This is a genomic window from Mesorhizobium sp. M0243, from assembly GCF_040321775.1.
Lineage (GTDB): Bacteria > Pseudomonadota > Alphaproteobacteria > Rhizobiales > Rhizobiaceae > Mesorhizobium.
Window position 1 is genome coordinate 1 of the sequence record NZ_JAMYSF010000055.1, and the last position, 12,737, is coordinate 12,737.

The 12,737-nt window shown below is 59.6% G+C and carries 7 protein-coding genes, 7 pseudogenes and 1 other annotated feature; of the genes and pseudogenes, 8 read left to right on the forward strand and 6 right to left on the reverse strand.

All coding sequences use genetic code 11. The annotated features are described in order from the left end of the window. Positions 1-148: pseudogene (locus NKJ11_RS33195) on the reverse strand (DNA-binding response regulator); the annotation flags it as partial. Between the two features lie 79 nt (positions 149-227). Between NKJ11_RS33195 and NKJ11_RS33200 the strand changes: the two are divergent. Continuing rightward, positions 228-503: an acyl carrier protein gene (locus NKJ11_RS33200; protein ID WP_023679571.1), complete on the forward strand. Its 276-nt coding sequence runs from the start codon at positions 228-230 to the stop codon at positions 501-503. Positions 504-608: 105 nt separating this feature from the next. Here NKJ11_RS33200 and NKJ11_RS33205 read toward each other — a convergent pair whose 3' ends face one another. The 3 genes and pseudogenes from NKJ11_RS33205 to NKJ11_RS33215 form a co-directional block, all read right to left on the reverse strand. Then, a complete protein-coding gene (locus NKJ11_RS33205) occupies positions 609-1,226 on the reverse strand; it encodes a hypothetical protein (protein ID WP_352795146.1) in 618 nt (205 codons plus the stop codon). Further along, on the reverse strand, positions 1,226-1,405 hold the full coding sequence (locus NKJ11_RS33210; protein ID WP_352795147.1) for a hypothetical protein: 180 nt from the start codon (positions 1,403-1,405) through the stop codon (positions 1,226-1,228). Before NKJ11_RS33210 ends, NKJ11_RS33205 begins: the two co-directional genes overlap by 1 nt. Beyond that, positions 1,402-2,131 (reverse strand): annotated as a pseudogene (locus NKJ11_RS33215) (IS6 family transposase). The gene NKJ11_RS33210 and the pseudogene NKJ11_RS33215 overlap by 4 nt, the downstream one beginning before the upstream one ends. A 295-nt stretch (positions 2,132-2,426) precedes the next feature. Here NKJ11_RS33215 and NKJ11_RS33220 point away from each other — a divergent pair. From NKJ11_RS33220 to NKJ11_RS33230, 3 genes and pseudogenes are all read left to right on the forward strand, one after another. After that, on the forward strand, positions 2,427-2,804 hold the full coding sequence (locus NKJ11_RS33220) for a hypothetical protein (protein WP_023679574.1): 378 nt from the start codon (positions 2,427-2,429) through the stop codon (positions 2,802-2,804). A gap of 234 nt (positions 2,805-3,038) precedes the next feature. Next, positions 3,039-3,202, forward strand: a pseudogene (locus tag NKJ11_RS33225) (DUF1403 family protein); the annotation flags it as partial. A gap of 50 nt (positions 3,203-3,252) precedes the next feature. Beyond that, positions 3,253-3,960: pseudogene (locus NKJ11_RS33230) on the forward strand (IS6 family transposase). A gap of 127 nt (positions 3,961-4,087) precedes the next feature. On the opposite strand, the gene NKJ11_RS33235 reads toward NKJ11_RS33230, so the two are convergent. Beyond that, positions 4,088-6,007 carry a potassium transporter Kup gene (locus tag NKJ11_RS33235; protein ID WP_352795148.1) on the reverse strand — a complete coding sequence of 640 codons (1,920 nt, stop codon included), beginning with the start codon at positions 6,005-6,007 and terminating at the stop codon, positions 4,088-4,090. A gap of 344 nt (positions 6,008-6,351) precedes the next feature. Here NKJ11_RS33235 and NKJ11_RS33240 point away from each other — a divergent pair. Continuing rightward, positions 6,352-7,245 (forward strand): annotated as a pseudogene (locus tag NKJ11_RS33240) (IS3 family transposase); the annotation flags it as partial. Next, positions 6,597-6,713: a sequence feature (AL1L pseudoknot), on the forward strand. Its footprint overlaps the pseudogene before it by 117 nt. Here the strand turns inward: NKJ11_RS33240 and NKJ11_RS33245 are convergent. Further along, positions 7,224-8,640, reverse strand: a pseudogene (locus tag NKJ11_RS33245) (IS30 family transposase). The pseudogenes NKJ11_RS33240 and NKJ11_RS33245 overlap by 22 nt on opposite strands. 43 nt (positions 8,641-8,683) lie before the next feature. Between NKJ11_RS33245 and NKJ11_RS33250 the strand changes: the two are divergent. From NKJ11_RS33250 to virD4, 3 genes and pseudogenes are all read left to right on the forward strand, one after another. Next, positions 8,684-8,986: pseudogene (locus NKJ11_RS33250) on the forward strand (integrase core domain-containing protein); the annotation flags it as partial. A gap of 301 nt (positions 8,987-9,287) precedes the next feature. Then, positions 9,288-10,064: a hypothetical protein gene (locus NKJ11_RS33255; protein WP_245260339.1), complete on the forward strand. Its 777-nt coding sequence runs from the start codon at positions 9,288-9,290 to the stop codon at positions 10,062-10,064. 247 nt (positions 10,065-10,311) lie between these two features. After that, positions 10,312-12,057: a type IV secretion system ATPase VirD4 gene (gene virD4, locus NKJ11_RS33260; protein WP_352795149.1), complete on the forward strand. Its 1,746-nt coding sequence runs from the start codon at positions 10,312-10,314 to the stop codon at positions 12,055-12,057. The last annotated feature ends 680 nt before the right edge of the window (positions 12,058-12,737 follow it).

Consider the following 12,737-nt stretch of genomic DNA (forward strand, 5'->3'; position numbering starts at 1 on the left):
AAGGTCAACAACCACGAGATCGACTGGCTCACGTGAAAGAACATAGTCAAACTGCTTGCTATCGTGGACTGCGGTTACCTTCAGGGCATGCATCGGCGATGAGGCGCCGCATTGCGGCATCATCGTCAATGACAAGAACATGTTTCAACGGCACACCTCGTTTTGGGGGTTGCGCCCCGATCAGGGTTGCATTACCTGAATCTGCAAGCAAAAGGCATGTATTAGTGATGACATTACTTGAAATTGAACAACTGGTTCTCAAAACCCTCAACGCTCTAGTTGCCGAAAAAGTAGAGGTGTCGATGACAACCAGAATGCGGGATCTCGGCCTCGACAGCCTCGACTATAACGAGCTTGCTACGGCGATCGAGAGCCGACTTGGCTGGTTTGTCGACGATTACAAGCTCTGGCAATACGAGTCCGTAAGGCATGTCGCCGACGCCGTCGCCAGTCAGGAGTTGCGCACCGCGGAACCACCAGCAGTGCGGCAAGTGCTGGAGTAGTGCTGTAGGCACAGGTTACGGTGAGGGCAGCTTGGGCGGCGGTAGCTATGGCCATTGCTCCGCTGTGGTTTCTATTCGTGACTGGTGTGTTTGAGAACTGTTGGGTCAGCCCGGTCCATGTCGCAGTGCCGATGCCCCCTTGATGGCGTTGCCCGCAATTGCGATCGCTGCGCCCAGGGCACCAATGCTGACGGTCGTTGTCAGGCCACCCGTTGAATTGTTGTCAGAGGCAACAGTGCCCACCACACCATCCCAATTGGTGGTCGTATAGACCGACATGTAGTCACGGAACACGCTCTCACTATACGTGGTCACGATCGTTGCCGTCGTACCGGTTGGCACGAGGGCTGACCACACTGACAGATAGACCACACCAGAATTGAAGATGCTTTCCACCTGAGCGAGAAGGGTGGCAGCCACACCCCCAATCGTCATACTGTTGACGGTCACTGCACTTTCGGTGTCAGTGGTCTCAGTTGCCACGATGACACGACGATTAGCGTGTGGCGCGACAAGAAGCGGAATGCTGGCGTGGGTGTAAACGGTCGTGGCAGTCGAGTCTTCGTGAGTGCCATTGAAGACCAGATCTATCGGGAACATTTCCTCCCAGACGCCCGAGCTGCGCACATAGACCTGTCGAGCCTTGGTCCAGAGGCTTGAGATTTTCACCCATACGGCGCTGGCCGCCCCCCAGACCCCGGAGGCTTTGACGTAAAGGGCCATTACGGCTGCACCCAGAAATCACCGTCCACGCCGCCAGAACGGGCAGCGGCCGAGATCGTGACGCTGCGATTTGCCATCGTGCCGACGCCGAGAAGCGCCTTGGTCTGGGCAATGAACTGCGGTCGACGATAATTGTCCCCGGTGCCGTCACTCGACACGCGACCGATGAAGCTCGTCACAGCGTCGGCACCTGTGGCGTAGGTCGAGCGGTACAAACGCGTCGTGATATCACCAGCGCCATCGCGCTGAGGCGATGAACATGTATGGCGAGAGCAGAACGTTTGGGGCGGGGCGGGACGAATAGGTTGCGGAGGGCTGACAAGGTCGAGACGAAGCGTTGCAGGCCTCCCGGCGATCGGACCCCTGCATCATCCGCTCCCGTTTTCGCGGCGGCACATGGGAATTCTCCGCTCCGTTGTTCAACCCCTTGTGCGACCGGTGCTTGACGTCCGGCATTACCTGTCGCTTTGCCGCTCCATACGAGCGAAGCTAGTCGGTGATCATGCGCTTCGGCGCGAGCCCCTGCTTCTTCAACAGCCGCGTCAGCAAGCGCTTGGCGGCCTTGGTGTTGCGGCGGTTTTGCACGATTTCGTCCAGCACATATCCATCCTGTTCGACGGCGCGCCACAACCAAAGCTTTTTGCCGGGCGATGGTGACGACCACTTCGTTCAGGTACCAGACATCATTCCGGCACGGCGGCTTGCGGCGCAAGCAGCGAGCGCAGTCCAGCCCGAACTTGATGCCCCACCGGCGACTTGTCTCATACGAAACCACGATGCCGCGTTCCAGCAGCATTTCCTCAACCAGGCGCAGGCTAGCGGAAACCGGAAATAAAGCCAGACCGCGTGGGCGATAATAGGCGGCGGAAATCGGGGGGCGTGTAGCTGACGGCGGGCGTATTCATGCCCCCCGGCGTCCATGTCGCAAATCTTGACGATTGCTTTGTGTGTCAAGCCCGCCGCAGTCTCAACGCGTTCATATGCAGACATTGTGAAAATCGCCCTATTCCGCCTTTTTTTTACCGCCCCTTAAGTCCCCCGCTCGCATGCTTGTCGATGCCATTGAACTCATAGCCATCGGCCAAGGATTTTGGAAAATATGTTTCCGCTCGCAGCAGAAAACGTGAGAGTCGCTGTAGGCCTAACGTTAAGGGGAGAGAGCGGTTTAATTGGACGAAATGGGTACCGGAGTACCGAGTCATGAAGCCACGAGGTAATCTGGTCCGACTGAAGCAATTTCAGGTGAATGAGAAGCGGCGACAGTTGCACCAGCTAGACATCATGATTGCCGATTTCGAACGCATGGCGCGAGAACTGGACTTCCAGTTAAACGCCGAGGAAACGAAGGCCGGCATCTCCGATGTCAATCATTTCGCTTATCCGACGTTCGCCAAGGCCGCTCGCCTACGTCGTGACAACGTCAAGAATTCACAATCGGACCTTCTGCGGCAGAGAACCGCAGCCGAGCCATGCCTCGCCGAGGCTGAAGCAGAGCTCTCCAAGGCGCAAATGCTAGAATCGCGCAGCGGCAGAGGCCACGACCTCGAACCCGGCAACCGAAGCGCCATGATCGGCTGAGCCGGATGGCTTCAGCGCGCCTCATTCGCGACACCCGACTGGCCGTTGGCGCGCGAGAGGCGTGCGGGCACTGTAAAGATATCAGCGTCTTGATGCAGCGATAGCTGGTCGGGACGGCTGTCATGCTGCGGCGACATACGCGATTTTGTTCCAGATTTGCATGGCGGCGTTACGCAGGTATTGGGGGAAAGTGGAACTGGTGGCAATCGGATCTCGGTGGAAACGAACCGCTGCCGGCGGACCGGCGCCTGGCGGCAACGCCTGGCGCTTTCGGCGGCGGCGGTAACGGCAAAGCAGGCTGGCCGCGTCGAGGATGAAGCGGCACCTGCGCGATGCCGTTCTGCTCAGGGCCGGGAGGCGGGGTCGGCCCCGCCGGCCGGATGCTGCTCGCTTGGCGCGGCATCGTAAAGTCAACCGACAGCTTATGAAGATGTGCGTACATTGGGCCATGTCAGAAGTTGCTCGTGATCCGCTCTATGGTCGCCACCGCTTTCCCGCCGAGATCATTGCGCACGCGGTATGGCTCTACTTTCGCTTTCCGCTCAGCCTGCGCATGGTTGAGGACATGCTGGCGGCCCGCGGCATCATCGTCACGCATCAGACCGTTCGAAGCTGCGGAGAAATTCGGACGGCATTTCGCCCAGGAGATCAATATCAGCCGGCTGCCTGGGCGACAAATGGCATCTCGACGAATGTGTCGTGGCTATCAGTGGCAAGAAGCAGTGGCTCTGGCGTGCCGTCGATCAGGACGGCTTCGTCCTCGAAGTGCTGGTACAGAGCCGCCGAAATGCCAAGGCGGCAAAGCGTCTGATGCGCAAGTTGCTGAAAGCTCAAGGGCGGACACCACGGATCATGATCACCGACAAGCTCCGATCCTATGATGCCGCCATGCGCGACCTCATGCCCGGCGTCGAACACCGGTCGCACACAGGCCTGAATAATCGAGCGGAAAATTCGCACCAGCCGACCCGACGACGCGAAAGGATCATGAAACGCTTCAAGTCGGCACGCCAGCTTCAGCGGTTCGTTTCCATCCATGATCCGATTGCCGACCTGCTCACTTTCCCTGCAATGCGCTGTCATCGGCTCAACATCGAGACCTGCGTAACGCCCCATGCAAATCTGGAACAAAATCGCGTGTGTCGCCACAGCGTGACAGCCGTCCCGGCCAGCTATCGCTGCATCAAGCCGCTGAAACTTACAGTGCCGGGCGCGCTGCTACCTGAATTTCCTTACCGCTCAATCAATGTGACAGCACCGATTCTTCTCAACCGCGGCATGCCCTAAATCGTCACTTGCGTTCCGATCTCGACGACGCGTCCGGTCGGGATCTGGAAGTACTCCGTCGCGTCGGCCGCCGTACGCGCCAGGCCGATGAACAACCGGTCCTGCCACACCGGCATGCCGGAATTGGGCGAGGCCTTGAGCGAACGCCGTGACAGGAAGAACGAGGTCGTCATGATGTCGAACTTCCAGCCCTGCTTGCGGCAGATCGCCAGCGCGCGCGGGATGTTCGGCTGCTCCATGTAGCCGAAGGTCAGCGTCACCCGCATGAACAGCTCGTTGACCGTCTCCATCTTGACCCGGTCGCTGTCGGGCACCACCGGTTGCGGTGCCGTCACCACCGAAAGGATGACGTTCTGCTCGTGCAGCACCTTGTAGTGCTTCAGGCTGTGCATCAGTGCGGTTGGCGCGCTGAGTGGATCGCTCGTCAGGAACACGGCGGTGCCGGACACCAGCTGCGGCTTTTTCTTCAGGAGATTGCCGGCGAGGAAATCGAGCGGGATTTCGTTGCGGCGGGTCTTGTCGAACAGATAGCGGCTGCCGCGCACCCAGGTCCACATGGCCAGCACAATGGTGAAGGCCACCGCCAGCGAAGCCCAGCCACCCTCGAACACCTTGACGATGTTGGAGGCAAAGAAGCCGATGTCGATGAAGCCGAACAGCGCCGTCATGGCGACCGCCACCCACAGCCGCCATTTCCAGATCCGGGTCATGACGACGAACAGCAGCACCGTCGTCACCAGCATGTTGCCGGTCACCGAGATGCCGTAGGCCGATGCCAGCCTGCTGGACTCACCGAAGCCCACCACCAGCAGCATCACCGCCAGCGCCAGCAACAGATTGACGCGCGGCATGTAGATCTGGCCCGACTGCCGTTCCGAGGTGTGCAGGATTTCGAGGCGCGGCAGCATATTGAGCTGCACCGCCTGCCGGGTCAGCGAGAAGGCGCCGGAGATGACCGCCTGGCTGGCGATGACAGTCGCGGCCGTCGCCAGCACGACCATCGGGATCAGCGTCCAGCCTTCGTTCATCTCGAAGAATGGATGGCCGACGACGCCGTTCTTGGCCAGCACGAAGGCGCCTTGCCCGGCATAATTGAGCAGCAGGCAGGGAAACACGATCGCCAGCCAGGCCAGCACGATCGGCTTTCGGCCGAAATGGCCGAGATCGGCATAGAGTGCTTCGGCGCCGGTGACGGCGAGGAAGATGGCGCCGATGGTCACGAAAGCGACGTCGGGCGAATTGATCAGGAAGGCGACGATGTAGTGCGGGCTCACCGCCCACAGGATTTCTGGATCGGCGATGATGTGGTTGAGACCGGAAAGGCCAATTGCCAGGAACCATACGGCGGTCACCGGGCCGAACACCAATCCCACCCCGCCCGTGCCAAAGCGCTGCACCGCGAACACCATGGCAAGGATGACCAATGTCAGCGGCACGACATAGGGTTGGAAGGTCGGCGTGACGACGTTCATACCCTCGACCGCCGACAGCACCGATATCGCCGGTGTGATGACGGCGTCACCGAAGAAAAGCGATGCCCCGACGATGCCGATAGCGAGCATCAATGCTGAACGCTTGGGGAAACTGCCGCGCGCCAGCGCCATCAGCGACAGCACGCCGCCCTCGCCGCGGTTGTCGGCGCGCAGCACGAACATGATGTATTTTATGGTGACGATGATCGTCAGCGACCAGATGATCAGCGACAGCACGCCGAGAATATCGCCGCGCTCGGCGACATTGCCGCCCGACGACGCCACCAGCGCCTCGCGAAAGGCGTAGATCGGGCTGGTGCCGATATCCCCATAGACGACACCGAGCGCGCCCAGCATCAGAACCTTGGTGCTGTGCTGTTCGACTGCCGAATGGCTCGATTGTTCGATGGGTTCTGCCTCGCTACCAGTATTGGTAAGGACCATGGACGACACTCCGATAAGGGGCGGCCCTCTACCTTTGCTGCACTGCAATATCAAGTGCCGCGACGTAATGGCTCCGTATGCGGACCGCATTTGTTGCCGCACCGGCGGATTGTCTCATACGAAACCACGATCCCGCTCCCGGGCCATTTCCTCGACGAGACACAGGCTCAAGGGGACCTGAAGCAGGGCCAGACCGGATGGGCGATGATCTGCGGCAGGAAACGATGGCGCTGCTTGTAGCTGACGGCATATCTTTCTCCTTTGTGTGTCTGCCAGACGAGCGGGCGGGCACGGAAGTGGTCGCGCTCTGGCTGCCAGACATACTCGTCCAACCTGATGAAAACCTGACTTGTACACCCAGCCCAAGCAAGGCGACCAACAAGTTCTCTCCCGAGGTCCGGACCCCCCGCGGTGCGGCTGGTTCTGGATCACGAACGCGAGCATACGCCTCCGATCAACCCGGGGCGGCACAGCGCGGTGGGCGGCGGTTTCACCGTGCGCGCCGGAGTTCCCACGGATGCTGCGACGAAACTGAAGGCTCTGGAACGCGAGAGCCGCGAGCTTCGCAGGCCAACGAGAGCAAGGCTTCCGCGTATTTTGCCCAGGCGAAGCTCGACCGCCGGTTCAGGCCACGATCGCGTTCATCGACGATCACCGCAAGGCGCATGGGGTTGAGCCGATCTGCAAGGTGCTGCCGATCGCCCCGTCGACCTACCACGACCATGTCGTCAAGCGCGTCGACCCCTGCCGGCTGTCGGCTCGGGCAAGATGGGATACAGCCTCGACGGATGAGGTCCGACGGGTTTGAGGCGAACTTCCGCGTCTACGGCATTCGCAAGGTCTGGCGGCGGTTGCGTCGCGAGGGCTTCGAGGTCGCCCGCTGCACGGTTGCCCGCTTGATCAAGGCCATGGGCCTCGAAGGCATCGTCCGCGGCAAGCCGATCCGCACTACGGTGTGAGCGACAAGGCCGCACCTTGCCCTCTCGACCACGTCAACCGCCAGTTCCATGCTCCGGCGCCGAACATGCTGCGGGTCTCCGACTTCACCTGCGTCGCGACCTGGACGCTTCGTCTATGTCGCCTTTGTCATCGACACCTATGCCCGTCGGATCGTCGGCTGGCGGGTGAGCCGGACGGCGCATGCAGCCTTCGTTCTCGATGCCCTGGAACAGGCTCTCCATGATCGGCGGCCCGCGCGGGGAGGCGGGCTCATCCATCACAGCGATAGAGGCAGCCAAGGCGGATTCAACCGGATCGTCGCAACACCGGCATCATACTGTCCCCCAAGGAGCTGGTCGAGGAGTTCGGCAGGTGTTTTCCAGCCGAGCGTTTTGCGCGGTCTTGTGTTGATAGCATGGGCAACTGCGTCCAGTTCCCGGGCTGTGTGCCGACTGAGATCCGTGCCCTTTGGAAAGTACTGTCTCAGCAAGCCATTGGTGTTTTCGTTGGAGTCTCGCTGCCACGGGCTTGGGGATCGCAGAAGTAAATCTCGAGCCCGGTGTCGATGCGCAGGTCGGCTGCTGCGCCATTTCCGCTCCATGGTCCCAAGTCAGCGACTGACGCAGCTGCTCGGGAAGTTTGCCCATGGATCGGGCTATGGCTCTGCGGACTGCTTCAGCGCCGTGGCCGGCAAGTGGTGGACCGTTCTTGATGCGCAGGCTCTGCTGATAGCCATGCATGCGCGGCAGGTGAAGCACGCATTGTGAAGCGTGAACTTCGTTCCACGAGCGTACCGATCGCCTAGCTTCCGAGGCCAAGGACGAGGTCGCCTTCCCAATGTCCGGGGACAGCCCGATCGGCAATTTCGGCCGGACGGTCGCTTATTATAAGGGCGTCTCCAATGAAGGACTTGTTGCGAACTCGGGCCCGTTCGCGCGGTACGCGCAACGCTCGGCCTGAACGCAGACATGCGGTCAGTCCTCGGCGCAATGCTCCGCGTCCTTGAATGTACAAGGACTGATAGATCGTCTCGTGGCTGATCCGCATGGTTTGATCCTCTGGGTAATCGATCTGAAGCCGATTTAGCGATCTGCTCGGGGCTCCAGGCTGCCGACCACCTCCGGCTCTGTCGTTTTTTCCATACCCACCTTGGGGCCCTCGAATGAGGCGCCATTGGGGTTGGTGACTTTGCCGGCCAAGCGCTCCTCAACATATTCACGCAGAGCCGGATTGACCGCCAGCTTGCCAGGAGGCCGCCGGGACTCACGATCGGCGTGCCATTGGGCGGCACTGGCCGGTAATCCAGATTGCCGCTGCGCGTCGCGGCATTGCGCCTGACCTCCCGCGAGATTGTGCTCGGCGGCCGACCTAGTTTACGAGCAATGGCCCGGATGCCGATTCCCTTGGCAAGCTCAAGCGCAATATCCTCGCGCTCCCGAAAGAAAGATATCGCCCCGAAGGCGGCTTCGCCCACGGCGCCAAATGCGTTGGCGGCATCCCTCCTGCACTCCGAAACCAGCGCGGACCAAGAGGCGTTGATGTACCGGCATCCAGTGCGGCCTCCTCGCTCGAATGTCCCAAGGCAATAGCTTGCCAGAACCGGAAGCGATTCTCACGCTGCCAGGCGGCGGACGCCCGGGCGAATCTAGCTTCTTTCGAGTGCACCGATCTGAAGCGCGTTGGTGAACCGTCATTGCAACCTCCAATCCCTTGGTGTTGCGACGACCGGTTGAATCCGCCCAACACGTCAGCATTCAATACACCGAGCGCTTGGCGGAGGCCGGCGTCGAACCCGCAGTGGGCAGTGTCGGCGACTCTTTCGATAATGCTCTCGCGGAAACGATCAACGGTCTTTACAAGGCCGAGGTGATCCATCGACGCGGACCCTGGCGCTCATTCGAGGCCGTCGAGTTCGCCACGCTCGAATGGGTCGACTGCTTCAACAATCGCTGGCTGCTGGAGCCCATCGGCAACATCCCGCCGGCCGAAGCCGAGGAACGCTACTACGCCATGTTGGATGAACCAGCCATAGCCGCGTGACTCAAACGAAACGGCCACCGGAATGCCCGGGGCAGTTCACATCGCATTTGATGCCAGCTTCATCGTATTTTCTTCGGCTTGGACGGGCACTTGGCAGACCCACAGAGCTGGGAACCCTTTGCCATACTACAACTGTAACATCATATCGGTTTAGCAGGTCAAGCTTCGGTGGTAACCTCATTGGGTAGAATAACTACTTTGGAGGCGAGCAATGGATCGCGATAACAAACGGGCACGTGCAGCTGCAAGATCATCTCAAGGCGTGGGGAGCAGTAGCCTCCGTGACGTTCCAGAGGGGCCATTGAGCGATGTTGCAGAACGGCTGGTAACCGCTAACCCGCGCGATACAGCGCGAAATCTTGGGGGCTTCAAAGGCCTCGGGACGCACGAGCGAACAGCCGTTCGGGGCACTCAACCCGGGCCAGAAACTGACCTCGCGAGATTTGAAAGGCGGACCAATCGTCTTGGACGATCAGCCATCGATCTGGCCGCGACATTAACAGCCGAATTGGGGTACAGCACGGATGACATAGCATTGCAGAAAGTCGGAGCGGCCAGTAATCTAGGCGATTACCTAACGCCAGGGCTGCAAGATGCTATTGTTAATCGCATTGGCAACATGGATCCGCCGTCGCAAGCTCTCGGAGCTTATTACGTTGCGCCACACTTCAGTAAGTTTACTGACGAAAACAAATCTCGCATTCTTGATCAGGCCATTGGATTGGCTTCTTCTGATCCGGATGGCAATGTCAGGATGATGGCATCCAATGCTATTCTCAACATGTATCAACAGTTAGACGCAAACCAACAGGCCCAAGCTCACTCAGTTTTTCCCGGCATGCAAGACATCTTGCCGCACATGCCGCCGCCGCAGCATGCAGCAGAGGAACGGAGTGCGAATCTGGACGGCCACATAGCAGGTATTGAGGCTGCAGTCCGTGATACAGTAGGCCCGCAAACCTCCTATGAACAGCTGCAGCGGGGTGCTCAAATCGGGCGGTCCATAAACCACGCCTTCAATCACGCCCGAGAGGACCTAATGGAGGCCACCAGAAGCAGAGATCGCTCCGGCCGTTGAGGTCTCGGCCATGGTACAGTGACGCTTTCTCTCCCGAATTCCGTTTACGGCCTTGCCGTTTCCAATTCGCTGGCCGTTGACGTACCTGCTTAGTGTAACTTTCAAAAACCACGTCTGCCGGGTGATGCGCTGCAAGCATCGCACCACCCGCTGCGGCATCGATCTGTCGAGCGGCGACATCGCGCGACGCCGGTTCGGTCTCTGAAGCACGCGCAGCATTAGCTACGGCTAATCCGGCAATGGAACAATGCTTTCAACAAAAACGACGCCCCCCAACATAGCCATTAGCATCGCGTGCTCACTCGCCGTGGGCTTCTGTGCGGCAAGTCTTTACGCAACCTTCCGCCACGGCGGTAGCGGCGAGGCTCTGATGGCGTTTGATGTCCGTGCCTTTTGGTTTGAGACGCCCTTCTATTTGGGTTTCGCAACCCCCGTTTTCTATCGGGGCGCGGCTATCGTGCTCTCGACGTCCGCGGTCGTCTTGCTGATTCAGCAGATCGTATTGCGCCGCAAGCTCGAACACCACGGGACGGCTCGTTGGGCTCGAGTGAATGAAATGCGACGCACGGGATATCTGCGACGATACCGTGGCGTGACAGGGCCGGTGTTTGGGAAGACAAGTGGCCCTTTCTGGCCTGGCTACTACCTGACCAATGGCGAGCAGCCTCACAGCCTCATCGTTGCACCGACCCGCGCTGGCAAGGGCGTCGGCATAGTCATTCCAACGCTACTTACATTCAAAGGCTCGGTGATAGCTCTGGACGTCAAGGGGGAGCTCTTTGAGCTCACCTCGAGGGCGCGCAAAGCCGCAGGTGACGACGTGTTTAAATTCGCGCCGCTGGATTCGGAGCGGCGCACAAACTGCTACAATCCGCTGTTGGATCTTATAGCGTTGCCTCCACAGCAGCAATTCACCGAAGCCCGCCGCTTGGCCGCAAACCTGATTACGGCCAAGGGGGAGGGCGCGGAAGGTTTCGTCAGCGGCGCGCGAGATATCTTTGTCGCGGGAATCCTTGCCTGCATCGAGCGGGGCACGCCAACAATCGGCGCCGTCTATGACCTCTTCGCCCAGCCGGGGGAGAAGTTTAAGCTCTTCGCGCGACTCGCCATGGAGACCCAGAACAAAGAGGCACAACGCATCTTCGACGACATGGCGGGGAACGATACGAAAATCCTAACCTCCTACACTTCCGTGCTCGGCGATGGCGGGCTCAACCTGTGGGCGGATCCCGCTGTAAAGGCGGCCACAAGTCGCTCGGACTTTTCGGTCTATGATCTTCGCCGTCGCAGAACGTGCATCTATCTTTGCGTTGGTCCGAACGACCTTGAGGTGATCGCGCCTCTGATACGCTTGTTTTTTCAGCAAATCGTTTCAATTCTGCAGCGGTCGCTGGCCCGCCGGGATGAAAAGCACGAGGTTCTCTTCCTGCTCGACGAGTTCAAGCACTTGGGTAAGCTGGAGGCGATCGAGACCGCAATCACGACTATCGCGGGCTACAAGGGGCGTTTCATGCTCATCATCCAAAGCCTTTCGGCACTGACGGGGGCTTATGGAGAGGCTGGCAAGCAGAATTTTCTCAGCAATACCGGACTGCAAGTGTTCATGGCCACGGCTGATGACGAGACTCCGAACTACATTTCCAAGGCCATCGGTGAATACACGTTTGAAGCCAAATCGATTTCCCACAGCCAGGCGCGAACGTTCGACTGGACCATTCAGAATTCACATCAAGGTGCACCGCTCTTGCGTCCCGAACAGGTTCGGCTGCTCGATGACGACTACGAGATTGTTCTCATCAAAGGTCTGCCACCATTAAAATTGAGGAAGGTGCGTTATTTCTCGGATCGCATTCTGAAACGCATCTTTGAACGCCAGACAGGCGCCCTCCCGGAGCCGGCGCCCTTGACGGGAGCAGAGGAGGCGCTCTCCGCCGAATCTCAACTCGATGACCCGCTGTGTGAATTGGCGCAGGACTTTGACGATACAGTTTGATGTGAGGCTGGTGTGGACCCCGCGAAAAAATCCATCCCGTGTAACAGCTTTGTCGCAGGTGCAGGACGCCGGCTTGGAAGAGGGGCAAGCGGGCCAAGCCCGGCAAGTGGGCTTTGAGCAGCACGTGTCCGAGGCGCTCCGGCCGCTGTTCGATGGTCGAGCTGACGAGCCGCCAACCAATCCAGAGGAGCTTCTGCGACTGGAACAGGGGGTTTCGCGAGGTGCTTCAGCGAGGGCAGAATCATCAAGCCGCCTCGTTTTTTTCAGCAACCCAGGGATGCCCGCTGGACGGGATGACCTCAACAGAAGCGTGTCGGAGGCTTTCGCAAGCTCTGGGACGCCGGAGTTCGGGCCGCCGCCCCCAGTCTTGGCTGCCAGCCAACAGCAGATCCGCCCTTCGCCGGATGAGCTTGACCAGGGCAACCACCTGCCACCCGAGTGAGTCGTCCCAACAATGAACATTCACCAGCGCTGTTGTGGCCAGCGCAGACGCAGAGGGCCCTGAATACGCCGCAAGCCGTCGCCATTCAGCAGCAGCTGAGCGAAATCGGCAATTCAGGCGGCCGCGTGCATATGCAGAGAGGGGCTGATGCGATCTCCGGACCGGTAGCTCTCGCCGTAATTGATCAGGCTGGTACTGTTGGAAGGCTTGATCAGCCTCGTCACCCCAATCTCCAGCA